The organism is Bradyrhizobium erythrophlei (assembly GCF_900129425.1).
Lineage (GTDB): Bacteria > Pseudomonadota > Alphaproteobacteria > Rhizobiales > Xanthobacteraceae > Bradyrhizobium > Bradyrhizobium erythrophlei_C.
In genome coordinates this window covers 8053400-8077927 of the sequence record NZ_LT670817.1, presented here as the reverse complement: position 1 = coordinate 8077927, position 24528 = coordinate 8053400, and the positions used below count along the sequence as shown (strand labels likewise).

15 protein-coding genes and 1 pseudogene are annotated in these 24528 nt (G+C 60.8%); 9 read left to right on the top strand and 7 right to left on the bottom strand.

Features of this window, described 5'->3' with window-relative positions:
- Positions 1-8: 8 nt before the first annotated feature.
- Positions 9-1742, bottom strand: coding sequence for an ABC transporter permease (locus B5527_RS38460; RefSeq protein WP_079606128.1), 1734 nt, complete (start codon positions 1740-1742; stop codon positions 9-11).
- A 14-nt stretch (positions 1743-1756) separates the two neighbouring features.
- Positions 1757-3760, bottom strand: a complete 2004-nt coding sequence (locus B5527_RS38455) for a carbohydrate porin (RefSeq protein WP_079606127.1) — start codon at positions 3758-3760, stop codon at positions 1757-1759.
- Between the two features lie 893 nt (positions 3761-4653).
- Here B5527_RS38455 and B5527_RS45020 point away from each other — a divergent pair.
- Both B5527_RS45020 and B5527_RS38440 read left to right on the top strand, forming a co-directional pair.
- Positions 4654-4941, top strand: a complete 288-nt coding sequence (locus B5527_RS45020) for a hypothetical protein (RefSeq protein WP_154072771.1) — start codon at positions 4654-4656, stop codon at positions 4939-4941.
- A gap of 361 nt (positions 4942-5302) precedes the next feature.
- Entirely contained in the window at positions 5303-5569 is a 267-nt protein-coding gene (locus B5527_RS38440) for a metal-sensing transcriptional repressor (protein WP_079606124.1), read from the top strand.
- 7 nt (positions 5570-5576) lie between these two features.
- Here B5527_RS38440 and dmeF read toward each other — a convergent pair whose 3' ends face one another.
- Positions 5577-6860 carry a CDF family Co(II)/Ni(II) efflux transporter DmeF gene (gene dmeF, locus B5527_RS38435; RefSeq protein WP_079606123.1) on the bottom strand — a complete coding sequence of 428 codons (1284 nt, stop codon included), beginning with the start codon at positions 6858-6860 and terminating at the stop codon, positions 5577-5579.
- A gap of 9 nt (positions 6861-6869) precedes the next feature.
- Positions 6870-7148 (bottom strand): metal/formaldehyde-sensitive transcriptional repressor, encoded by a 279-nt coding sequence (locus B5527_RS38430; protein ID WP_079606122.1) that lies wholly within the window; start codon positions 7146-7148, stop codon positions 6870-6872.
- Positions 7149-8357: 1209 nt separating this feature from the next.
- On the opposite strand from B5527_RS38430, the gene B5527_RS38420 reads away from it, so the two are divergent.
- Positions 8358-9644, top strand: coding sequence for a tyrosine-type recombinase/integrase (locus B5527_RS38420; protein WP_079606120.1), 1287 nt, complete (start codon positions 8358-8360; stop codon positions 9642-9644).
- Positions 9645-10035: 391 nt separating this feature from the next.
- Positions 10036-10509: an AlbA family DNA-binding domain-containing protein gene (locus B5527_RS38415; RefSeq protein ID WP_079606119.1), complete on the top strand. Its 474-nt coding sequence runs from the start codon at positions 10036-10038 to the stop codon at positions 10507-10509.
- Between the two features lie 31 nt (positions 10510-10540).
- Here B5527_RS38415 and B5527_RS38410 read toward each other — a convergent pair whose 3' ends face one another.
- The gene (locus tag B5527_RS38410; protein ID WP_154072770.1) at positions 10541-10840 is read right to left on the bottom strand and encodes a hypothetical protein; all 300 of its coding nucleotides are present in this window, start codon (positions 10838-10840) and stop codon (positions 10541-10543) included.
- Positions 10841-11164: 324 nt separating this feature from the next.
- Between B5527_RS38410 and B5527_RS45015 the strand changes: the two genes are divergently transcribed.
- Both B5527_RS45015 and B5527_RS38405 read left to right on the top strand, forming a co-directional pair.
- Positions 11165-11785, top strand: a complete 621-nt coding sequence (locus tag B5527_RS45015; RefSeq protein WP_154072769.1) for a hypothetical protein — start codon at positions 11165-11167, stop codon at positions 11783-11785.
- A 3939-nt stretch (positions 11786-15724) separates the two neighbouring features.
- Positions 15725-17164 carry an IS1182 family transposase gene (locus tag B5527_RS38405; protein ID WP_079600895.1) on the top strand — a complete coding sequence of 480 codons (1440 nt, stop codon included), beginning with the start codon at positions 15725-15727 and terminating at the stop codon, positions 17162-17164.
- 1722 nt (positions 17165-18886) lie between these two features.
- Here the strand turns inward: B5527_RS38405 and B5527_RS38400 are convergent.
- The gene (locus tag B5527_RS38400; protein WP_154072768.1) at positions 18887-19075 is read right to left on the bottom strand and encodes a hypothetical protein; all 189 of its coding nucleotides are present in this window, start codon (positions 19073-19075) and stop codon (positions 18887-18889) included.
- A 147-nt stretch (positions 19076-19222) separates the two neighbouring features.
- On the opposite strand from B5527_RS38400, the gene B5527_RS38395 reads away from it, so the two are divergent.
- Together B5527_RS38395 and B5527_RS38385 are read left to right on the top strand one after the other, a co-directional pair.
- On the top strand, positions 19223-20401 hold the full coding sequence (locus tag B5527_RS38395) for a zinc-dependent alcohol dehydrogenase (RefSeq protein WP_079606115.1): 1179 nt from the start codon (positions 19223-19225) through the stop codon (positions 20399-20401).
- Between the two features lie 659 nt (positions 20402-21060).
- Positions 21061-21291 carry a hypothetical protein gene (locus tag B5527_RS38385; RefSeq protein ID WP_079606113.1) on the top strand — a complete coding sequence of 77 codons (231 nt, stop codon included), beginning with the start codon at positions 21061-21063 and terminating at the stop codon, positions 21289-21291.
- A gap of 2128 nt (positions 21292-23419) precedes the next feature.
- Here B5527_RS38385 and B5527_RS38375 read toward each other — a convergent pair.
- Positions 23420-23950, bottom strand: coding sequence for a PRC-barrel domain-containing protein (locus B5527_RS38375; protein ID WP_079606111.1), 531 nt, complete (start codon positions 23948-23950; stop codon positions 23420-23422).
- A 221-nt stretch (positions 23951-24171) separates the two neighbouring features.
- On the opposite strand from B5527_RS38375, the pseudogene B5527_RS38370 reads away from it, so the two are divergent.
- A pseudogene (locus tag B5527_RS38370) lies at positions 24172-24516 on the top strand (SOS response-associated peptidase family protein); the annotation flags it as partial.
- Positions 24517-24528 lie beyond the last annotated feature (12 nt).

Genomic DNA, 24528 nt, shown 5'->3' with positions numbered 1-24528 from the left:
TCCTTGGATCAGCCGAGACGAAGGCGACGCTCGCCGAAGGCGTAGAGCGGCCTCCAGAGCAGCCGGTTGAACAGTGTCACCAGAATGCACATGACGGCGATGCCGAGAACCACCCGCGGGAAGTCGCCGGCTTCGGTCGCGGTTGCTATGTAAGCACCAAGTCCTATCGCCGTTAGATGGGTGTCGCCCCAGCTTGCCACTTCGGCGACGATGGAGGCATTCCAGGATCCGCCCGAGGCGGTGATGGCGCCGGTGATGTAATACGGAAAGATGCCGGGCAGGATGACTTTGGTCCACCACCGCCATCCCCTCAGATGGAAGCTGCCGGCGGCCTCGCGGAGGTCGGTCGGGAAGGCGCTGGCGCCGGCGATCACATTGAACAGGATGTACCACTGCGTTCCCAGAATCATCAGCGGGCTCAGCCAGACATTCGGGTTCAGGCCGTAGCGCACGATGATCACCACGAACATCGGAAACGCGAGGTTGGCGGGAAATGCGGCCAGAAACTGCGCTAGCGGCTGGATCCGCTCGGCAAGCTTCGGCCGAAGTCCGATCCAGACCCCGACCGGCACCCAGATCAGAGTCGCAAGCGCGATCAGCACGACGACGCGCGCCAGCGTAATGAACCCGTAGCCGACGGCGCTGAGGATATCCGACGGGCCCAACGTCGCCGAGAGATATTCATAGATCCGCCAGGCGGCATAGCCGGTGCTGGCGACGATCAGGGCGAGCCAGGCGGCATCGGCAATGCGCGACGGCGGGCCGCTTTTGACCGGCGGCCGCAGGATTTTCGGGACGGCGAAATGCAGGTTCGAAATGGCCTTGTTGAAGGCGGCAAACGGATACGACAGCGCGCGTAGCGCCCGGGTCCGCCGAAACAGATCGAGCATCCAGGAGGTCGGCGCGGTGGCCGAGGCGGTCTGCTCGAAGCGGAATTTGTCGGCCCAGGCCACCACCGGCCGGAACAGCAGTTGATCGTAGGCGGTGATGACCATGAGCATGGTCAGGATGGCATAGCCGATCGCGGGCAGGTTCTGCTTTTGAATGCCCATTGCGACGTAAGAACCGATGCCGGGCAGCGTGACGGTGGTGTTGCCGACGGTGATCGCCTCCGAGGCCACCACGAAAAACCAGCCGCCCGACATCGACATCATCGTGTTCCAGATCAGGCCCGGCATCGCGAAGGGAACGTCGAGCCGCCAGAAGCGCTGCCAGCCGCTGAGGTGAAAGCTTTGCGAGGCTTCCTCCAGATCCTTCGGGACGTTGCGCATCGACTGGTACATGCTGAACGTCATGTTCCAGGCCTGGCTGGTGAAGATCGCGAACACGCAGGCGAGTTCGGCGCCGAACACCCGGCCTGGAAACAGATTCATGAAAAACACGACGGTGAAGGTGAGAAAGCCGAGGATCGGCACCGACTGCAGGATATCGAGCAGCGGGATCAGCACCATCTCGGCGCGCCGGCTCTTGGCGGCAAGTGCTGCATAGATGAAGGTGAAGATGATCGAGCAGACGATCGCCAGCAGCATCCGCAGGGTGGTCCGCAGCGCATAGAGCGGAAGATTGGCCGGATCGAGCGAGACCGGCGCGATGTCGAGAGTCGACAAAGGTGCGGTGGTCTGCGCGCCGCCGTAGACGATCAGCACCATGGCCCCGATCACGAGAATCAGCGCAACGAGGTCCCAGATATTGGGCCGTAACGCCTGCCCCAGCGCGGCCGGCCGAAAATCATGCAGGGCCATCAGAGCCGCCTTGTTCAGAACTCGCCGTGCAAACGGCCCGAGAAAATCGAAACCGGCCCACGGTCGGCGTTATAGGCGGGATTTGTGATGAGTTGATAGTCGGCGGTGAAGGTGAAACTGTTGTTAATCGCATAGGCGTAGTAGGTCTCGAGGATCTGTTCGGGGCGGTAGTTGAGCCGGCCATCGCCGATCAGCAGGCCGAGCCCGCCGGCCGCGAGGAAGTCGCGATGCCCGGCGGACAGGCCATTGATGGCGCCGCCGATGCCGATCGTATCGCTCGGGCGCCCCCAACTGCTGCCCTTGATGGACAGGCCGCCCGACAGGCTGCGGTCGATATCGGTAAATGACAGGATTTCATTCTGGCCGTCGTTCCAACTGGCGCGGGCGAACAGCCCGACATCCTTCATGAGTTGCTGCTCCATGTTGACGTAGAAGCCGTATTTGAAGTTGGCGGTCCGGATGCTCGCCATCACGGCGTTGATATCGAGAAGGGGGTTTGCGTCCTCAATCGCCAGCGCCTGGTTGTAATTTCCGGTAAAACCGCGGTTGGCGAAGATGCCGAGCCGCAATTTTCCCGGCTGGTCGAACGGCGCATAGCGTTCTTCGAGTTCAGCCACCGTACCGAAGTTCTTGTCGCCCAGCGTCAGGACGTCGCTGTTGGGAGCCGACGGCACCTCGAATAGGCCGGCGCGCACCGCCCAGTCCTTGCGATTGAGCTCGACAACGCCGCCGCGCGTGTAGCCGGGCAGATCCGCGGGGAAGTCGTAGGCCGCCGACGACCACATCGCCCAGTTCATGAAATCCGCGCGCGGATCCTTGGCGTAGGTATTGCCGTCGAAGAAGTCGCCGACGGCGAAACGCCCGACGATCAATGTGATCCGGTCGATGTCGCGCTTGCCGGGCAGCTGATTGGCGCCGTCCGGGACATCTTCCTGTTCGCCGCCGAGGCCGAACGTCTGCTTCAGATAATAGCGCTGCGGACGAATCTTGAAGTAGGGGGCGCCGGCCTTTTGCGCCTCGCCGTTCGGAAAGCCGGCCAGTCCGAGCGTGCCGTTGAGGCCAAACCCCTGCGCAAGCTCCGGGTCGAAATAGAATTCGGCGCCCTGCCATAGCCGGACGCCGAGAAATGCGGTCGCGGTCCAGGTTTCGCGGGATTGTCCGCCTCCGGGAAGACTGTCCGTCCCGGCATAGGGCGAGCGAAATGCAGGGTAGACCGACGGCAGAAACGTGGTTTGCGCATGGATATTCCAGACATCCGATTCCGGCAGCGCGGTTTGTGCGTTGGCGGAAACCGGCGCGGTCCAGGGCGTATCGCCGAACCGGTAGTTCAGCCCAAGCTTGGCAAGATGAATGCTGGGATCGACGTTGATGCCGGGCAGTCCAAAGTCGCTCAAATCGTACATCCGGCGCGACAGGCCGATGTAGTCATATTCGACCTTTGCGCTCCAGTTGCCGCTCACGGCAAATTCGACACCCGCGCCCGCGGTCCAGCCGGCCTGGGTTTGCCCCGGCGAGGAGACGACGTTTCCGGCGCTGTCATTGAGTTCGACGCGGCTGTGGCCCCAGGCAAAGCCGCCGGTCAGATAAGGCATCAGCGTCCCGAACGCGTATCCGACCCGGCCACGCAAGGTGCTAACGTAATCGAGCGTCGTGTGGAACGGCGCCGGCATCACCGCCGGGGCGTCCTGCGGGCTGGTGAACGAGGCATCGGCTTCGATGCCGAGCACGACACGGCTCGGAAACTGCCTGTTGTAGCCGGCTTGATAACCACCGATCAGGCCCGTGATACTGTGGGGAAACACCACCCCTTGTTCGGGAAGAGGATTGGTGCCGGGGCCGAAACTGCCGCCGCCATAACCGAAATGGCCGCCCAGATAGAATCCGGTCCAGTCGTAAACGGCTTTGAAAGCCGGCGCCTTGAGCGGCAGGTCAGCCGCGGCCGCCGCGCCGTCGAGCGCGAGCAAGCTCAAGCCCACGCCCGCGACCACGCGCTCCCATGATCGGGTGCTGCGATTCATGGGGCGGATGTTTCCAGAGCGAGCATGCCGGCGGTCTCTTTCGTCATCACTGCCCTTGTGCCGGCGCGCTGCCATCCAGGAAAAGCAATCGAGCTGTCGATCCCGCCGGTCCGGAATTGTCGCTTGTTGCGGTCAAAAGCCGGATCAAACGCAGGTCCCATCCATCCCCAAGCCTTATTGCAAGCCATTCGCATTTGGAAGAAATAACGCAGGAGATGCTGCGGAATGGCATCGCGTAGTGACGGGCCCGCCACACACCTCAGAATGACAAGGCGCCCTGATTGGCAGGCTTATTGGCAGGCTTGGGGCTAGATCGGCCGCGATCGCAAGGGAGCGAGTCGCCGGGACAATGGCTGTGCCGTTTCCAATTTCATCAATGCGCTTCACCACTGCCCCCCGATACCGGTAGCCCACAGCCAACTATGCTCCTGACCGCTCCAGCCACCGCGCTCCTGATAAGACGGCTCGAAGACCGTTATGTGAAATGCCACGCGGAGGCTTGGGCGTGCAGGGCGCGGGTCTGGCGCGGGCCGCCATTGTGAAGACATGTCTCGCTCCGGCGAGACCCGTCACCCTGCAAGTCGGGAAATTTCAGCTTGGTAAGCTTGACGACGTCGTCATCCCTTGCCTCCGTAGTCACCTCGATGCCGGTAACCCGCGCCACGAGGCGAGCGGAGCAGCTAGACGCCCACGCCACCTCGGCCGGGTTGAGTCACGGCCTTGCGAAACTCAGTGCGATTGTTCCCCAAAGGGGCTCCCGTCGCGGCACCGGAGCGGTGGGCGGCGGGAGGTCTAGGTCCTGCGTCCATGTCATTCCCCGCTTATCCGGTCAGCGCCAGGCCGCGGCCGGGCGGGTGCATCGACGACGGGCCGGAAGCACTGCCCATCGTAGCGTGTTCGTCGAAGTCGCCGATTGGCGCATCGCCGCTGGGCTCGACCTGCCAGCGGCATTCGAGGCGGCCGTTATGATTGAACCAATGACACGCCAGCGCCGGGGATGGAATCCGGCGCTGGCCCTTCGGGCGGCGAAGACCCGGAAGGTTGTCATTGGAATGGGTATCGTTGGAACGGGTATCGATGAAAAACCCGGCCCCGCGCAACGCAACGCGCCGCGGCTGCAGAGACCGGAGTTCTCCAAATCTGAAGTTTGCAAATCTGAAGTCTGCAAACCTGAAGTCTGAAAATCTGGATATTGCGAGTCTTTTGAACATCGCTCACCTCCACTTCCGCTTTGCGCGGCAGGCCAGTGAGCGAGGCAGTCAGCTAGGCGCGACCACCATCCCTCACGCGGCCCAGGCCGGCGCGATTGATCTTGATGTTCTGCGGCATCGCCAGCCCGATCATGATCGCCGGGGTGACGTTGCCAAAGGTGGTACTGCCCATGTGCTCTTCATCAGGGTTGAAAGGCTTGCCTCGGACGAATGTCCTCGACAACAATCGGCAAATAAGCCTGACCGTTATCTGTGTCAAGCGCATTTACCTAATTTAATCTATCCCCCGGGGAGGATCGTTGTTATCCTCCCCGGAGGATAGGAGATTCGAATGCCGGACCACCCACATTCCGCGATTGCCCGACGTTTGAAACGTGCCAATGGCCATCTCGAAACGATTATCGAGATGATCGAGCAGGACCGGCCCTGCGCCCAGGTCGCGCAACAACTGCAAGCCGTGGAGAGCGCCATTGAAAACGCCAAAAAGGCATTGATCCACGATCACATCAGCCACAGCCTCGAACGATCGTTCAGGGCGTCGGGTTCGAAAGGCCCGGCCGCGCTCAGGGATTTCAAGCTGATCGCGAAGTACCTGTGACGCGTGGCTACGCGGCCGGTGAAACCTGGCCAGTTGCCGGACGGGAGTGCTGGACCTCCACGGTGACGTGCGACAGATCGGCGAATTTCGCCAGTTTCTGCCGGTAATGCGCCGCCCCGTTCGCGCCGCTGGTTGCGACCGCGACAATGGCGCCGAGATGGCCCGGTCCAAGCCGCCAAAGATGCAGGTCGGTGACCTGATCGCCCTCGCTTTCGATTGTCGTGCGGACCTTTTCCGCCATCCCCGGATCCGGCGTGCGATCGAGCAGGATGCTGCCGGTATCGCGGAGCAACCCGAACGACCAGTTTGCGATCACCAGCGCGCCGATCAGGCCGGCCAGCGGGTCCATCCAGAGCCAGCCGAACGCACGTGCCGTCACTAGCCCGACGATGACCAGAACGGATACGGCGGCATCGGCCATGACATGAATGACGGCGGCCCGCATGTTGTTGTCGCGGTGATGCGCGCCATGCGCGGCGTCGTGTTCGTGCTCTTCGAATTCAAGTTCGCATTCTTGTTGCCGCCCCTGTTGCGCCAGGCAAACCCTGGCGAGGAAGGCATGCGGCTCCGGAATCTCGTCGCGCGACTGCAGGTATCCGCCGCCGTCCTCGAACGCGAACAGTTGCCGGCGGCCATCCGGCCTGATGGTCTCGATGGTGAGATCGCGGGCCTCCGGCGACATACCGGGATCCGCCGTGACGCGGAAGCGCGGCGGCACGTTGTCTTCATAGACATCGATTTCCAGCATACGGCCGCCTAACGCGACGCGGCGCGCTCCATCGCCATGACCATGCGCATGGGAGTGGCCATGGCTGTGACCGTGATGATGTCCACCGGACAATAGCCACGCGCTCGCGACATTGACCACGAGACCCAGGACGGCAATCGGGATCGCCTCGTTGAAGCTGATGGTTACAGGGTTGAGCAGCCGCGATACGGCTTCATAGCCGATCAATAGCGCAATCATCGCCAGAACAATGGCGCTGGAATACCCCGCCAGATCGCCGAACTTGCCGGTACCGAAGCTGAAGTTGGGATCGTTGGCGTATTTGCGGGCGTAGGTATAAGCCAGCGCCGCCAGCAGCAGCGCGCCGGCATGGGTAGACATGTGCAAGCCGTCGGCAATCAGCGCCAGCGAGCCGAACAGCGCGCCGCCGATGATTTCGGCGATCATCATCACGCTGCAGAGGATGATCACCGCCCAGGTCCGGCGTTCCGCCCGGTCGTGATCCTTGCCCAGAAACACGTGCTGGTGCGGCGGAAACGGATAGATCGTTTCTGCATCGGTCATGGCGTGTTCTCACTTCAGGTAGGTGTGGACCACTTCGATGAGCTGATCCGCCGCATCCGCGTTGAGCGCGCCCGGGTTCTTCTCGGGGTCGACCAGATGGGTACGGATGTGGTCTTCGACCACCTCGGCCATCAGGCCGGCGACGCCCCCGCGAATGCCCGCGATCATGTGCATGATGCGCTCACATTCGGCCTCTTCGGTCAGCGCCCGCTCGATCGCCTCGATCTGGCCGCGAATGCGCCCGACCCGGGCGAGCAGCTTTTTCTTTTCTCGGATCGTATGTGTCATGCCACTTAGATAGGGTACCCCCCTATGCTATGTCAACCGCTGGGATGCCTAAAGCGTTTTCCACTTCTACTGCTTCATCCTTCGAGCGGCATCGCTTGGCGATACTCTTCACTTCCCTCCCTCCACGCGCCCTTGCGCGTGGTGGGGAGGGGTCGGGGTTGGGGGGTAGTGCGGCAATCACCCATGCAGCCGTTCCGGCCGATAGACCCCCCACCCCCGACCCCTAAGAGCGAGCTTCGCTCGTCTCGACCCCGCCGCTTTTCGGGGAGGGGAGAAGAAAAGTGTGGTGGCCCATGTGAGATCGAAAGCGCCCTGGTCGCCACTCGTCGGCGGAAAAACAGGAGGTTCGATTGAGTGACGTCGTCGGCTTCGCGGGGTTCTGTCGCGCTAAAAAAAATGTGAATTGAACAATCAAACAGACATTCCGATTTTCTCGCTTATCTAAACGATAACAGAAACACACCCTTGAAACTTGCAACGGTCGCGCTCGCAATTGCTTTCGCTCTCCCAAGTACGTTCGCATTTGCTGAAGGCACAAGAAACTACACGGTTCCTGTCGCTCACCCCATCGTCAGAGGCGACACGGTCACATGCCCTATGGCAACCAGGCCGTGGAACTTCTCCGGGAATACTTTTGTGCCGATCCGGCATGAGCCAAGCGGATCGACATTAACTCCGTGGACTATGACCGCAGCGGCTAGTTTAGAAAAGGAAAAGCCCCGCAACTTCGCGGGGCTTCTTTCAGGCACTCTTCTTGGGAAGACGCCCCGCCGTCACTCGAAGATAATCGCTTACTCCGGCGGTGTCCTGTACGTCTTGGATCACAAGCAAGCTGCCAAAATCGACTTTCCCGTGTCGCGCTGGAAGCACGGCAAAAGTTAACCCGCGCCGGGGGAATAACCGGGCGGGTCGGGGTGCGGCACGGGGGTGGATGAGGCGCCCGTGCCGGACGCGGGATCCACAATCTTTCAGCCGATCATCAGTAGTTGCAGGTGCGGACGCGGCCGATGTAGTTGCCGTAGGCGTCAAACTGGCGGACCCAGCCGATTTAGGTAGCTGTGAATGGCTGGGAATGCGTGGGAATAACAGGAACGAAATGCCTTCTAAACAAGGATTTCCGACAGGTCTCTTTTGTGAATGGCAGGGATTGAAAGGGAAGGGCTGGGGGCTTAATTGTAGGTAACAAAGTGAGTAACAAACGAGGAAGCCATGTCTCGCGTTCGCCTTCGTCCCGAAGATGTCACCAAAGCCATCCAAGCCAGCACGGGCAATCCGAAGATGACCAAGATCAGCGACGGGCAGAGCCTGTACCTGATCACGCGTAACGGGCGCGGCTACTGGTCCTATAACTGGCGCGAGGGCGCGAGCTTCCGAACCAAGTTGCTCGGCAATGCGCCGGAAATGTCGCCAGCCCGGGCACGGGCCATCCGGGAAGAATTGGCGACCGAACGCCGCAACGGCAGAACGGTGGAGCGCCGAGGTGCGGCGGTTAGAAGGGCCAATCCCAAGCCTGCGGAGCCCACCGGTAAGCTCTTCGGCGAAGTCGTGACGGAATATCTCGAAGGCTATTGGCTGCCCGGGCAACCCGGCGGGGAGCCGGTGTGGATGCCGGGCATTGCGGACAGTTGGCGCGGCGGCCTTGAAGGCGACGAGGCAAAGTCCTATCGCCGGACCTTATTGAAGCGGGGTGGCATCGCTCTGCGGCCCGTGGCGTTGATCAATACATTCGACGTGCAGCGTCATCTCGCCGAATGGAACGACAGGCCAGTGACTCGTGAAAAAGTGCGCTCGCGCATCCAAACTACTTTGGACAATGCAAAGTCCAGAGGTTTCCGCGACGGCGACAACCCAGCCTCGACTGAGATTTTCAAACATCTCCCGCGACCCAAAGCGGAAAAGGTCGAGCACCATCCCGCGATGGCGTCTGCGGACGTACCCGCGTTCATGGTCGATTTGTTGGAGATTGGTACTGTTGCAGCCCGCGCGCTCGCGTTCACGATTTTGACCGTCGCACGCACCGATGAAACAATTGCGATGCGCTGGCGCGAGGTCGATCACAAGAACAAGGTTTGGATCGTGCCGCCGGAACGCATGAAAGAAAATGAAGAGCATCGCGTGCCGTTGACGCCGCAGGCGTTCAAGCTCATGGGCAAGCCGGGCGCTCCAGATGACCACGTATTCCCGAGCCCCGAGAATGGGCCGGGTGCGCCAATGTGGTCCAAGGGTATGCGCGATCTTCTCGTTAAGATGCACAAGCGCGGCAAGGTAAAGTTGGTCAAGGATCGCGTGCCCGTGCCGCATGGATTTAGAACAACGTTCAAGGGCGATTGGGCATTGAAGAATGGTTTTCCGTTAGAGCTTCGCGAGATGGCTCTGGCGCATGCGGTCGGCGACGCCGTCGTACAGGCCTACAGCCTGCCGGCGCATGAGCTTTACAAGGTCCGCATTCCGATGATGACGAAATGGGCTAAGTTCGTCCTTTCGAAAGTCCGTTAACCAACGGGTCCTGGGCCCCTCGGTAACGCGCCGGCGCCTATGTATTTCGTTGTGACAGTCGCGACAGACTATCACCACGTCCACTAACAATTCAGCGCCAAGGCGTTCATATGTCGGGTGGTGAACCACCTGATCGGCCGCGCGAGGCGACGCTAGCCGGCCACACCCACCCGCCGTTCATGCGGCTGGTGGGTTGGCTGCCGCGAAAGGATGCGGCGGCTGAATTACTAACACTCAATCAAACTTACCATGGCAAATTATTATGCGACGGCTCGGTCTAACTACTTCCGTGTCAAGAACGCCACGTCCTTTGAGGCGGCCGCGAAATTCGTCTCGGTTTTGACAAAATGCGGGCGCGGATGGACTCTGATTTTAGAGAGGCATTTTCAAGATGAGTTTACGACACGTCCCTCTGGAGCAAATCGATCAATCTCAACTACAGCGTCTTATCGATGAACCGGTCTCCGAGAGCCGCGACATCGAGTACAAGCGCGACACCTATGGAAATGCCGACAAGGATCACGGCGAATACCTCGCTGACATTTCCTCATTTGGGAATACTGCGGGCGGCGAGATCATTATCGGAATGACCGAGCAGGCGGGCGTTCCGACCGGCTTCTCTCCCTTGCAGATCGATGCCGACAAGGAAGTTCTTCGTCTACAGAACATCGCGCTATCGGGAATGCAACCGAGGATCTTCGGACTTGCCGTGCACGCTGTCCCGATTGCTGGAGGTGGATCGGTTCTAGTCGTTCGCATTCCACGCAGCTACAACCTGCCGCATCGCATTGTTTCGGCAGGGGTCGGGTCATCATCGGTTCTTTGCGAGATCATCGGCCGGAAAATACGAACCCAACGTCGATGAGCTCCGGCTCCTGTTCAATCGCGCTCCTCAATTAGCCGATCGCCTTCGCGATTTTCGATTCGATCGAATTGCGAAGGTCGTCGCCAACGACGCGCCAGTTTTGCTCGCGGACAACCATCCGGTCATCATGCACGTCGCTCCGTTGTCGGCATTCGAGGGGGCGCGTGACTTTCAACTCGACCTCCAGCAGCATCCGCAGCAGTTGTTCACGGCGTTCCCCCCGATCGGCGGGCAGGTTGGGCAAGTTCGGATCAATGTCGATGGCGGCCTTGTTCTGTCCAACGTGCAAGCCAACGGGAAGTCGTATCGGGCCTATGTACAAATCTTTCACAACGGCATCGTGGAGGCCGTTGATTCCTCGTTTCTCATGGGCGACGGAACGTCGCAGAGCCCACTGCGCCTTATCGCAGTCGTTTTCGCGGAAGTTTCGGGAGGCAAAAACCTAGCTTCCTCGAGAATTTTCGAACTACACTATCGGGTCCGCAACATCTGCCAATTGCCAAGAATGAGGAAGCAAAACGTCACGATCGCGGGACCATCTCACAAAATGAGGCCTTCGTCGCCTGCCCGGCTTTACGAGCCAACAATGCCTTTACCCCGTTGAGATCTGTGAGATCGGCAAAGAACTACAACTCGCCGGCCTCGAGCTCTGCCGTTGAGACCTTCCACGAAGAAACGCCATAACTGGAATGACCAGGACCTTTCCCGCGGTGAGGCGCATAACTATTCGATGGAAGTTAGATCTGATCCTTTTGAATCCGCCAAATCACACTTCTTCGATACCAGCAGCTGGGGTGAATTTTGCGACGTCACTCTAACCTTGAAGCAAGCCTGGCAGCCCGACCGCGGTGGCTGGGTAAAAATCGACGACTATCGGTGCAGACAAGCTTTTCGGCACTTCATGAACCTCCTCAACAGAGCTGTATATGGATCTGCATTTCGTCGGCACGGCAAACGTCTTCGTGTATTACCCGTACTTGAAAAAGGCGAGGTCCGCGCCCGCGCGTTACGTCCATGGGAGTGCGGCGCGTCAGGTCGATGGCATATTCATTGTGCAATTGAATTGCCCTCACACTTCGATGCCATTACCCTTGAAAACATGATCCGCGAGTGTTGGGCGAAGGTCGAGTGGGGTCACGGCAGAATTCTTGTCCGCGACGGTGCGAACGCGGGTTGGATCGACTACATGTTGAAAGACCGTCAGAAGTCAGAGTTCGACGGTTTTCTTGACTGCATAATTATAGAGTCTTTGCACAATCCAATTGCTGACGCGTAGACGTTCTTTGGAATCGGACTCTTCGTAGACTAAGCTTGAGCAAGGGCGATTGGTCAGCAATCGCCTTGTTTTGCTGTTTTGGCGCGACCCCTCTCGTTGGCGAGCTACCCCGTAGCAACGGGCAGACCACGGCCTGGCCATCAGCGCCCTCGCGCGCGCTAAGGGTGATAAAAGAGGTTAACGCGGGGCCCGGAAATCAATAAACCGAAACTCTCCATCGTGCGGCCAGCCGCCGCTGCACCGCCCAGGCGGCCCGAGCCGGTCGAGCAGCATCGCGCCCGCCGAAGCCATCCTTCGCCGCGCCAGATTCTTCGGCACCCACGCGCCAAGGGATAAAGAGAACCAGCCCGAAAAATGTCGGAGAGAAAGCACGCCGGAGCCCCCGATGCTGTTTTGGCGCGACCCCTCTCGTTGGCGAGCTACCCCGTAGCAACGGGCAGACCACGGCCTGGCCATCAGCGCCCTCGCGCGCGCTAAGGGTGATAAAAGAGGTTAACGCGGGGCCCGGAAATCAATAAACCGAAACTCTCCATCGTGCGGCCAGCCGCCGCTGCACCGCCCAGGCGGCCCGAGCCGGTCGAGCAGCATCGCGCCCGCCGAAGCCATCCTTCGCCGCGCCAGATTCTTCGGCACCCACGCGCCAAGGGATAAAGAGAACCAGCCCGAAAAATGTCGGAGAGAAAGCACGCCGGAGCCCCCGATGCTGTTTTGGCGCGACCCCTCTCGTTGGCGAGCTACCCCGTAGCAACGGGCAGACCACGGCCTGGCCATCAGCGCCCTCGCGCGCGCTAAGGGTGATAAAAGAGGTTAACGCGGGGCCCGGAAATCAATAAACCGAAACTCTCCATCGTGCGGCCAGCCGCCGCTGCACCGCCCAGGCGGCCCGAGCCGGTCGAGCAGCATCGCGCCCGCCGAAGCCATCCTTCGCCGCGCCAGATTCTTCGGCACCCACGCGCCAAGGGATAAAGAGAACCAGCCCGAAAAATGTCGGAGAGAAAGCACGCCGGAGCCCCCGATGCTGTTTTGGCGCGACCCCTCTCGTTGGCGAGCTACCCCGTAGCAACGGGCAGACCACGGCCTGGCCATCAGCGCCCTCGCGCGCGCTAAGGGTGATAAAAGAGGTTAACGCGGGGCCCGGAAATCAATAAACCGAAACTCTCCATCGTGCGGCCAGCCGCCGCTGCACCGCCCAGGCGGCCCGAGCCGGTCGAGCAGCATCGCGCCCGCCGAAGCCATCCTTCGCCGCGCCAGATTCTTCGGCACCCACGCGCCAAGGGATAAAGAGAACCAGCCCGAAAAATGTCGGAGAGAAAGCACGCCGGAGCCCCCGATGCTGTTTTGGCGCGACCCCTCTCGTTGGCGAGCTACCCCGTAGCAACGGGCAGACCACGGCCTGGCCATCAGCGCCCTCGCGCGCGCTAAGGGTGATAAAAGAGGTTAACGCGGGGCCCGGAAATCAATAAACCGAAACTCTCCATCGTGCGGCCAGCCGCCGCTGCACCGCCCAGGCGGCCCGAGCCGGTCGAGCAGCATCGCGCCCGCCGAAGCCATCCTTCGCCGCGCCAGATTCTTCGGCACCCACGCGCCAAGGGATAAAGAGAACCAGCCCGAAAAATGTCGGAGAGAAAGCACGCCGGAGCCCCCGATGCTGTTTTGGCGCGACCCCTCTCGTTGGCGAGCTACCCCGTAGCAACGGGCAGACCACGGCCTGGCCATCAGCGCCCTCGCGCGCGCTAAGGGTGATAAAAGAGGTTAACGCGGGGCCCGGAAATCAATAAACCGAAACTCTCCATCGTGCGGCCAGCCGCCGCTGCACCGCCCAGGCGGCCCGAGCCGGTCGAGCAGCATCGCGCCCGCCGAAGCCATCCTTCGCCGCGCCAGATTCTTCGGCACCCACGCGCCAAGGGATAAAGAGAACCAGCCCGAAAAATGTCGGAGAGAAAGCACGCCGGAGCCCCCGATGCTGTTTTGGCGCGACCCCTCTCGTTGGCGAGCTACCCCGTAGCAACGGGCAGACCACGGCCTGGCCATCAGCGCCCTCGCGCGCGCTAAGGGTGATAAAAGAGGTTAACGCGGGGCCCGGAAATCAATAAACCGAAACTCTCCATCGTGCGGCCAGCCGCCGCTGCACCGCCCAGGCGGCCCGAGCCGGTCGAGCAGCATCGCGCCCGCCGAAGCCATCCTTCGCCGCGCCAGATTCTTCGGCACCCACGCGCCAAGGGATAAAGAGAACCAGCCCGAAAAATGTCGGAGAGAAAGCACGCCGGAGCCCCCGATGCTGTTTTGGCGCGACCCCTCTCGTTGGCGAGCTACCCCGTAGCAACGGGCAGACCACGGCCTGGCCATCAGCGCCCTCGCGCGCGCTAAGGGTGATAAAAGAGGTTAACGCGGGGCCCGGAAATCAATAAACCGAAACTCTCCATCGTGCGGCCAGCCGCCGCTGCACCGCCCAGGCGGCCCGAGCCGGTCGAGCAGCATCGCGCCCGCCGAAGCCATCCTTCGCCGCGCCAGATTCTTCGGCACCCACGCGCCAAGGGATAAAGAGAACCAGCCCGAAAAATGTCGGAGAGAAAGCACGCCGGAGCCCCCGATGCTGTTTTGGCGCGACCCCTCTCGTTGGCGAGCTACCCCGTAGCAACGGGCAGACCACGGCCTGGCCATCAGCGCCCTCGCGCGCGCTAAGGGTGATAAAAGAGGTTAACGCGGGGCCCGGAAATCAATAAACCGAAACTCTCCATCGTGCGGCCAGCCGCCGCTGCACCGCCCAGGCGGCCCGAGCCGGTCGAGCAGCATCGCGCCCGCCGAAGCCATCCTTCGCCGCGCCAGATTCTTCGGCACCCACGCGCCAAGGGATAAAGAGAACCAGCCCGAAAAATGTCGGAGAGAAAGCACGCCGGAGCCCCCGATGCTGTTTTGGCGCGACCCCTCTCGTTGGCGAGCTACCCCGTAGCAACGGGCAGACCACGGCCTGGCCATCAGCGCCCTCGCGCGCGCTAAGGGTGATAAAAGAGGTTAACGCGGGGCCCGGAAATCAATAAACCGAAACTCTCCATCGTGCGGCCAGCCGCCGCTGCACCGCCCAGGCGGCCCGAGCCGGTCGAGCAGCATCGCGCCCGCCGAAGCCATCCTTCGCCGCGCCAGATTCTTCGGCACCCACGCGCCAAGGGATAAAGAGAACCAGCCCGAAAAATGTCGGAGAGAAAGCACGCCGGAGCCCCCGATGCTGTTTTGGCGCGACCCCTCTCGTTGGCGAGCTACCCCGTAGCAACGGGCAGACCACGGCCTGGCCATCAGCGCCCTCGCGCGCGCTAAGGGTGATAAAAGAGGTTAACGCGGGGCCCGGAAATCAATAAACCGAAACTCTCCATCGTGCGGCCAGCCGCCGCTGCACCGCCCAGGCGGCCCGAGCCGGTCGAGCAGCATCGCGCCCGCCGAAGCCATCCTTCGCCGCGCCAGATTCTTCGGCACCCACGCGCCAAGGGATAAAGAGAACCAGCCCGAAAAATGTCGGAGAGAAAGCACGCCGGAGCCCCCGATGCTGTTTTGGCGCGACCCCTCTCGTTGGCGAGCTACCCCGTAGCAACGGGCAGACCACGGCCTGGCCATCAGCGCCCTCGCGCGCGCTAAGGGTGATAAAAGAGGTTAACGCGGGGCCCGGAAATCAATAAACCGAAACTCTCCATCGTGCGGCCAGCCGCCGCTGCACCGCCCAGGCGGCCCGAGCCGGTCGAGCAGCATCGCGCCCGCCGAAGCCATCCTTCGCCGCGCCAGATTCTTCGGCACCCACGCGCCAAGGGATAAAGAGAACCAGCCCGAAAAATGTCGGAGAGAAAGCACGCCGGAGCCCCCGATGCTGTTTTGGCGCGACCCCTCTCGTTGCTGGCTGCGTGAAAACGAACTGTCTGCTATGATTCGCTTGGCGATTTGCCGGGGGCAATCATGAAACGCTTCGTTGAGGGTGCCGATCGCGGACAATCGACGTTGTTGCCGGAATGCCTCGATGAGTGGGTCGAGGAGAGCAATTGCGTTCGTGTGGTGGATTGCTTTGTCGACGGGCTCGATCTGGCCGATCTCGGTTTCGAAGGCGTCGAGCCTGCAGCGACAGGCCGGCCTGCCTACCACCCCTCGGTTCTTCTGAAGCTTTACATCTACGGCTATCTCAACCGAGTGCAGTCGAGCCGCCGGCTTGAGCGCGAAGCCGGCCGAAACCTGGAAGTCATATGGCTACTCGGTCGGCTCGTTCCCGATGACAAGGTGATTGCCGATTTCCGCAAGGACAATGGCCCGGCGATCCGCAGGGCATGCGCGAGCTTCGTCAATCTCTGTCGCCAGATGGGTCTGTTGGCGAAGGCGAGCGTCGCGATCGACGGCAGCAAGTTCAAAGCGGTCAATAATCGAGATCGCAATTTTACCCGGGGGAAGATCGATCGCCGGCGCGCGCAACTCGAGGAGAGTGTGGCGCGGTATCTCTCCCAGCTCGATACGGCGGATAGGCAGGAACCGTCCGAAGTGCTGGTGCTCAAGACGACGCGGCTCAAGGAGAAGCTCGACAAGCTGAAAGAGGAAATGGGCAAACTCGCAGCCTACGAGAAGCAAATGTTGGCCTCGCCGGATCACCAAATCTCGCTCACTGATCCCGATAGCCGCTCGATGGCAACAAGTGGGCGTGGCTCGGGCGTCGTCGGCTACAATGTGCAGGTCGCGGTCGACACCGTGAACCATCTGATCGTGACGCACGATGTGACGAATATCGGCTCGGATCGCTCACAACTGGCGAACGTGGCGCGGGAAGCCAAGGCCGTTCTGCAAGTCGATAAACTCGAAGCCGTCGCCGACCGCGGCTACTTCAATGGCGAAGAGATCCTGGCCTGCGAGCAGGCAGGCATTTGCGTGACGTTGCCCAAACCGATGACGTCGGGCGCGAAGTCGGAAGGCCGCTTCGGCAAGCAGGACTTCGTCTATGTGCCGGAGGAGGATGTCTATCGTTGCCCCGCCGGCGAGAAGCTCAAATTCCACTATGCCAATGAGGAACACGGGCAGAAGATGCGCCGGTACTGGACGAACGCCTGCAAGACCTGCGCAATCAAGGATCAGTGCACCACAGGCAAAGAACGCCGCATCACGCGATGGGAGCATGAGCACGTTCTCGAAATCGTGCAGCAGCGGCTGGATCAAGATCCCCAGGCCATGCGCCGCCGGCGCGAGACGGTTGAGCATCCCTTCGGCACGCTCAAGATGAGAATGGGCGCGACGCACTTCTTGATGAAGACGCTGCCGAAGGTCGCGAGCGAGATGGCGCTCAGCGTACTCGCCTACAATCTGACGCGGGTCATGAATATCGTCGGTACAAGGGCGTTGCTGGCAGCGATCAGAGCGTGAGTGTGGAGACCCCACTGCGTGCCGATACCGAGCCAGACCATGCCCAGCATTCCCCGCCACGACTCGGAGGCGGCCCCTGATCGCCCAACAGGAAAAAATTGCTCAGATCGGCCGTGTCGGACTACGCCGACCGGATCGTGGACGTTCCCGGCCCGCGTCAGCGCGTTATCACGCAACCAAGTTGGCGAGCTACCCCGTAGCAACGGGCAGACCACGGCCTGGCCATCAGCGCCCTCGCGCGCGCTAAGGGTGATAAAAGAGGTTAACGCGGGGCCCCCCGATGCTGTTTTGGCGCGACCCCTCTCGTTGGCGAGCTACCCCGTAGCAACGGGCAGACCACGGCCTGGCCATCAGCGCCCTCGCGCGCGCTAAGGGTGATAAAAGAGGTTAACGCGGGGCCCCCGATGCTGTTTTGGCGCGACCCCTCTCGTTGGCGAGCTACCCCGTAGCAACGGGCAGACCACGGCCTGGCCATCAGCGCCCTCGCGCGCGCTAAGGGTGATAAAAGAGGTTAACGCGGGGCCCCCGATGCTGTTTTGGCGCGACCCCTCTCGTTGGCGAGCTACCCCGTAGCAACGGGCAGACCACGGCCTGGCCATCAGCGCCCTCGCGCGCGCTAAGGGTGATAAAGGAGGTTAACGCGGGGCCCCCGATGCTGTTTTGGCGCGACCCCTCTCGTTGGCGAGCTACCCCGTAGCAACGGGCAGACCACGGCCTGGCCATCAGCGCCCTCGCGCGCGCTAAGGGTGATAAAGGAGGTTAACGCGGGGCCCCCGATGCTGTTTTGGCGCGACCCCTCTCGTTGGCGAGCTACCCCGTAGCAACGGGCAGACCACGGCCTGGCCATCAGCGCCCTCGCGCGCACTAAGGGTGATAAAGGAGGTTAACGCGGGCCCCCCGATGCTGTTTTGGCGCGACCCCTCTCGTTGGCGAGCTACCCCGTAGCAACGGGCAGACCACGGCCTGGCCATCAGCGCCCTCGCGCGCGCTAAGGGTGATAAAGGAGGTTAACGCGGGGCACCCGATGCTGTTTTGGCGCGACCCCTCTCGTTGGCGAGCTACCCCGTAGCAACGGGCAGACCACGGCCTGGCCATCAGCGCCCTCGCGCGCACTAAGGGTGATAAAGGAGGTTAACGCGGGGCTCGAGCAGTGGCCGGATCGATGGAACGGTAACGAAGGGCCCGCCGATGAGGGGGGACGCCGAGATCGACGCCGAAAACGACCGGGTCGACAAGAAGATGGAAAGCGTCTGCAAGGGTTGCTAGTCGATGGAGCGGCTTCCCTGCGCTACGTAGACTAAGGGGCTTTGACAAGGGCGAACTTCTGGATAAGCTGACGCATTGAATGGCGCGCCTGCGAAAACAAAGGTGCGAACAGCGCGTTCCGCTGATCGCAAGACTTATCGCCATACGTATAGGCCGGTGAGGGCTTCGCCCTCAAGAGTCCCAAGTCTGCGGCCGGCCGGCGAAGCGCTACGCGCTCATCCGAAAACGGATCACCAGGTGGCGACATGACTAAAAGGATCACCGGCCATGCTCGGGGCATGCACCAGCAGGCCGGGTGTAGCCACTAGTAGGGTCGACGCGGCGAACAAGAGCAGCAGTCCGGAGACCGCGATGGCGAGGAAAAGGTGATGCATTTGCCTATAATCGGACCGGCGGACAATCGTTCCATTTACGGCTGATGAAAGAATTGGCCGGCGAGCGCCACGCGCTCAATCATCATCGATCGCGGCGGCTGCTGAGGTCGATCACATCGCCGTCCGCGGCTTTGATGACGGCTCGCGCCAGCGCCATGGGGTCGAATTTCAGGTTGGACAGCTCCTCGGCCACACCCTGCCGGTCAAACTCTTCGACGGCAGCATCGGCAATTTTCATGAGGCGAGCAGTCGTGGCGATATCGTCAGTCATGATCATCTCCCGTCATTTGTCCGGCCGGGCGCTTCGCTTCAAAAGTTCGAACTACGTCGTCTTCGAACTGCGAATTTTTCTCTCTTCGTCGGAACAGTTCAACTGTTAGCCTGTTGGCGATTTTCAACCCGGAAAAGGAGCATTCTCATGCGCGCATTATGCTGGCACGGCAAAGGCGACGTTCGCGTCGATACAGTTCCGGATCCAAAGATTCAACACCCGCGAGATGCCCTCATCAAAATCACAGCCTGTGCGATCTGCGGCTCCGATCTCCATCTGTTCGACGGCTATCAGCCGACGATGGAAGACGGCGACATCCTGGGCCATGAGAATATGGGCGAGGTGATCGAACTCGGCTCCGAGGTCACCAATCTAAAAGTGGGAGACCGCGTCGTCGTCCCCTTTACGATCAGTTGCGGCCAATGCTTCTTCTGCAAGAAGGGCCTGTTCTCGTGCTGCGACCGAACCAATCCGAATGCCGAGATGGCGATTAAGGCGATGGGTCATTCTCCGGCCGGGCTGTTCGGCTTTAGCCATATGCTTGGTGGTTACGCCGGCGGACAGGCCGAATATCTCCGGGTTCCGATGGCCGATGTCGGCCCGATCAAGATTCCGGAGGAAGTCAGCGATGAACAGGCGCTGTTCCTGTCGGACATCTTCCCGACCGGATACATGGCCGCCGAAAACGCCCAGATAGAAGACGGCGACACCGTCGCGATTTGGGGATGCGGTCCGGTCGGCCAGTTCGCCATCCGCTCGGCATTCATGATGGGCGCCGGCCGGGTGATCGCCATCGACGAAGTGCCCGAGCGCCTTGCCATGGCCGAAGCCGGCGGTGCGGAAACTATCAACTTCTCCGAAACCGATGTTTATGATGAGTTGATGAAGCGCACCGACAAGCGCGGTCCTGACAGCTGCATCGACGCGGTCGGCTGCGAGGCCTCTGCCCACGGTGCTGCGGACGCGACCCTCGACAAGGTGAAGGCGGCGGCGTTCCTCGCTACCGACCGTGTGCACGTTCTGCGGCAGGTCATCATGAGCTGCCGCAAGGGCGGCACGATTTCGATTCCAGGCGTTTATATCGGGATGGGCGACAAAATCCCGATCGGCGCGGCGATGAACAAGGGGCTGACGTTCAAGACGGGACAGACCCATGTCCAAGCCTACACCAAGCCGCTACTCGACAAGATCAAGGAAGGAAAGATAGACCCGAGTTTCGTCGTGACTCACCCGACCAACCTCGAAAAAGCGCCCGAGATGTATCAGCGATTTCGGGACAAGCAGGACGGCGTGATCAGGGTTATGCTTCGACCAGGGATGATTTAAGCCAAATGACTGCCCATGCACCGCCGGCTGTCCCCCCGAGGGTGCATGGTCGGCATTGCCGCCGCTCCATCGTGACCCAACTCTGCGCATCTTCTTCGCTAGCTTTCGGCGGTCACTCATCCTCCACCGCGAGCGTGGGAGCCGGACAGGCATCCACCCTGGGCATTTCATCAGGGAACTCGGTTTCTGCGATGGCAACTTCTCGCCTCTCTCCCACTTCGCATATTTCCGCTCGGTCCAATCCTGCTGATCCCGCCAAGTCTGAAAATCGGCCTCGCTGCACCTTGGCAGGTATTCGCGCCAGGGCCTGGTCGAAGTCGGCCCTGGCCATCTCAAGGCTTTTGGCGGTCCCATCCTGCTGCAGGCCCCGGTGAGACAGCGGATAGAAACCGCAAGACCAAGCCCACGGATCCTCCCAGGGGATGCCATTGCGGATCGCGGCCGACGCCTTGGCGTAGAGAGACGGCGCAATTGCTTTAGTGGCCCGCGTGAAACCAAAATTACCAAGCGCTTATTTCACAATCGAGGTGATGAGAGAGCAGAATTAAACTCGCTAACGTCGCAATAAGGGCAGTGGAACAAGACGAACCTGTTCAGTCGGGGTTAGCATTTGGAACAAATGGCTTTTCAGCTGTTTGGTCCCCCAAAGGGGACGTCTCATGGTGCATGGCGCTACCGTCGAACGGGTGACCAACCGGGTTTGGGGCATCTTCTCCTCCCTCGATCACGGCATTGCTGAGGATAACAATCGCCGGGCGTTACTTAGAGCGTACATCGCTTCGCTTGCCGAGCGCGGGGAGCACAATGCCGACAAGCTCACGGTTGACGGCCTTGTGTATTTGAAGAATCTCACTTCCCACAAGAAGAAGCCGGTCAAGCGCAGGGCTTGATAGCAATATCAATGCGCGGCCTCGCTTTATGGTAACCGCGCCGATCGCAAGTATCGCTATCTGGCTGTTGACGCTGCCTCCTTCTCGGCCTGGACGACCTATCAGCAAAGACCGTTACATGGATGCCAATCTGGAGAGCCGGATGAACGACAATCCCGCCGCAAGAACGGGTTGGCGCGCCGAATACGGCGCCGAAGTCCCGCGAATGTTCGGCGCGAAGCGCTCGCCGGTTGCAGTCTGCTCCACACGGAGTTCAGCGATGAGCAACAAGACAGCCGAGATGACCCGCCTGATGAGGGCGACTAACCCGGGTTGGAGGGGTTGGATCGACAAGGCGTCAGCTAGGTTCTGGCTAGCCTTAACTTCGATCCGATGCAGATGGCCAGCGATCATCACCGCGGTGAACGACGATGTAGTTCCGGGTCCCCGGCGGTCCCCGGCGGTCCCCGAGGCCACTGGACAGTGCCAGCGCGCCGGCCGTCCTGTGACTCCTCAGCGCGAAGCGCTCGCCGTTGCAGAAACGCCGGGACGAGATTCCGGCAGGCAAGGTTGGGAGAGGCGAGCGCAAGCAAACCGTCGATGAAGTGTCGAAAGCGGATTAGACGATGTCAAAACCGGGGGGTGACCCTTCCTCCGGGATCAGCTTGGGAGATGCCTGAGACGGCCCAAGCGGCATCCGGCATGTAGGCGGCGCGAAGCTCAACCAGGCTCTTGTATGGAACGTGAGAACCTGATCGGCGATGCCAAGGGAAAAGGCGCAAGCGGCGCCAACCGCGAGGCCGAAAGTACCGATGCGCCGGGCAGGGGCGGACTGCTTCGTAGTAGCGATGAAGCGGGTGTAATGCCCGCGGAGCGAAGGGAGCGGGCCATCGCCATTTGGCTCGGGTCAACCGGCAACGGGAAGAATCCGATGTTCAATGGAAGGCGGCAGCCTTCGTGCGGTGGCACGAGCCGGATGACGCGAGAGTGTCAAGTCCGGTTCTGTGAGGGGCTCGGGGTGAAATTCCCCGGGCCTACTCGGCAAAAGCGCCGTTTTGGCAGTTGGTCGGCCATTTCCGGTCTACCCCAATAAACAGACATGCTCAGAGTCAGTCGGCATGTCTCAAACGTGCCAATGGACTAAACCGCTCGCGCGGTAGAACGACCGCTGCTGGCGGCACGGCGAAGCAATAGGCAACAGCTCATCGTGACGAGTGTGCAATTAGCCGTAGCTGGCGATGATCCGATGATCAAGGACGTGCTGATCTGGAAGTTCGTGGCGGAGCACCAACCATTGCACAAGAGCCAACTCGAACCCGGCATTCTCGATCGTGATTGTGTGGAACGTCGCGCTAGTTGCACCCAGTCCAGGAATCTGGACGCAAGCAGAGTTACAAATGCGCTGATGCTCTTGACGAGGAGTTCGAAACAAGTTTCGGCTCGGATACGAAAAATCTCCCGGCCATCCTCTAGCTACTAGGCCCCCGTAGGTCGCGAAGTACTTACCAGGCGGAGAGCCGCTCCTAACCACCGCGACCTGCCGATAAGAAAGCGTCGCTAAGGGACTGTCCCTTCGTGCGGCCGCTTTTCGGCGCGAGATCGGCCCGATGAAACACCGCTGTTCTTCGATCTCGTCGGGCGCTGCACCAGAGGGCGTGTCTCCCGCGGCGTGCCGTAACGCCTCGCTAGTTACAGATCAATCAGCAACGTTCAGTACCAGCGTCCACGGCCGTACCAACCGCCGCCGCCAAGCAGCAGAATGAGAACAACAATGATGAGAAGCGTGGTGATATCCACGCGTCTTCCCTCGAAATGCTGCATATTGCGCAGCGTGGAATTCTAGCTTTTTGACAACGTTTGGCCGGTTGTCCGGTTCCAGGAGCTCACGTCGCGAGATGGCGCGGGTCATGACGCTCGCGCTAAGGTAGTTCCCGTGGCATTCCCGTTTTCGATCCCGCTATCGTTGCCCCTGGCGGACCGATCGGGATCATGGCGTGCTCGTGCGGCATATTCGCCCACATCATGTATGGCCGGTTGGAGCGGCATCCAGCCATGTCGTGCACTGATGGATATGGATAACGGCGCCGACCCAAAGCTGAAGGCTGACGCCGCTGGCCGTGAGGGCGGCTTTTGGATCGTACGTCGAGAGTTAGTACTTAAACTCCGGCATGGCCTTCAATTCATCCTTGGTGGCGTTGTACACCGCGTGATCGGGATACCAACGCTTACTGGCGCTGGTTGTGGTGGTTGTCGTGGTGGTAGTTGCGGCACCCGTGGTGGTTCGCGTGGTGCCGTCTGGAGCAGAAGTAGTTGCAGGAGTATTCGCCGGTGCGGATGTTGTTGAGGCAGTTGTCGAGGTCACCGGCTGATCAACCCACTTCAGCTTATCGAAGCCTACTGCCACGTAGTGCTCGCCTAGGCCGAGAACGCCGCCCACACCTAGAATGACATTGGCCACCTTGCCCGACCTATCCAAAATCACGTCGTTGATGTCGCCGATCTTCTCATTTGCTTCATTATACACATCGATGCCGGCGAGCTTGGACCCGCGCCATTCACCCTCCTTGTGCGCGGTAGCACTGGCAGTCGAATCCACTGGGTTTGTGGCTGTTTGCGCCGACGCCGTGCCGGTCATCGACGCGGTAGCCAGGAATGCTATTGCAAGACATTTGGAAATCATAATGTCCCTCCATTGTTTCAAGAAACAATAATGCGATGGGACTTTGGTTCCAGTGGCGGACAATAATGAACTTGCCGTCGCCGCAAGGTATGTGAAAAGCGGTGCGCGCACCTGCCTGCTACCATTTTGCTACCCAACTGTTTGGGATGAGCCAACACAAGGCGGCACGCGCCATTTGTCGTCCCAGTGCCCGACGCGCGCAGCCGCGGTCAGATCGACACCAAAAAAAGGACGTCGCGTGGTTCGCCCTGAATGAGGATCGCCCGCCGTTCGCGTTTGCTGGCATCTGGACCGAATTCAAGGGCGACCGGGGCACGTCCAAGCCCATTCCCGACCCGCATAACGTCTACGGTTTCCTGACGACCGCGCCCAACGCTATCGTTGAGCCGATCCATCCCAAGGCCATGCCGGTGATCCTGGCGACTGAGGAGGAACGCGATGTCTGGATGCGCGCGCCGTGGGACGAGGCGAGGGCGCTGCAGCGACCGTTGGCTGATGATGCACTCAAGATCGTCGCCCGTGGTGCCGACAAAGAGGATAAGGTGACGATAGAGGCGGCAAACTGAGCTGTGCTTACT

What these genes read in the sequence shown, in the direction of transcription:
- B5527_RS38400 (WP_154072768.1), bottom strand. Translation starts at nt 19,075, where the DNA reads ATGACTGACGATATCGCCACGACTGCTCGCCTCATGAAAATTGCCGAT.
- B5527_RS38405 (WP_079600895.1), top strand. Translation starts at nt 15,725, where the DNA reads ATGAAACGCTTCGTTGAGGGTGCCGATCGCGGACAATCGACGTTGTTG.
- B5527_RS38375 (WP_079606111.1), bottom strand. Translation starts at nt 23,950, where the DNA reads ATGATTTCCAAATGTCTTGCAATAGCATTCCTGGCTACCGCGTCGATG.
- B5527_RS38430 (WP_079606122.1), bottom strand. Translation starts at nt 7,148, where the DNA reads ATGACACATACGATCCGAGAAAAGAAAAAGCTGCTCGCCCGGGTCGGG.
- B5527_RS38440 (WP_079606124.1), top strand. Translation starts at nt 5,303, where the DNA reads ATGCCGGACCACCCACATTCCGCGATTGCCCGACGTTTGAAACGTGCC.
- B5527_RS38385 (WP_079606113.1), top strand. Translation starts at nt 21,061, where the DNA reads ATGGTGCATGGCGCTACCGTCGAACGGGTGACCAACCGGGTTTGGGGC.
- B5527_RS38395 (WP_079606115.1), top strand. Translation starts at nt 19,223, where the DNA reads ATGCGCGCATTATGCTGGCACGGCAAAGGCGACGTTCGCGTCGATACA.
- dmeF (WP_079606123.1), bottom strand. Translation starts at nt 6,860, where the DNA reads ATGACCGATGCAGAAACGATCTATCCGTTTCCGCCGCACCAGCACGTG.
- B5527_RS38420 (WP_079606120.1), top strand. Translation starts at nt 8,358, where the DNA reads ATGTCTCGCGTTCGCCTTCGTCCCGAAGATGTCACCAAAGCCATCCAA.
- B5527_RS38455 (WP_079606127.1), bottom strand. Translation starts at nt 3,760, where the DNA reads ATGAATCGCAGCACCCGATCATGGGAGCGCGTGGTCGCGGGCGTGGGC.
- B5527_RS38460 (WP_079606128.1), bottom strand. Translation starts at nt 1,742, where the DNA reads ATGGCCCTGCATGATTTTCGGCCGGCCGCGCTGGGGCAGGCGTTACGG.
- B5527_RS38415 (WP_079606119.1), top strand. Translation starts at nt 10,036, where the DNA reads ATGAGTTTACGACACGTCCCTCTGGAGCAAATCGATCAATCTCAACTA.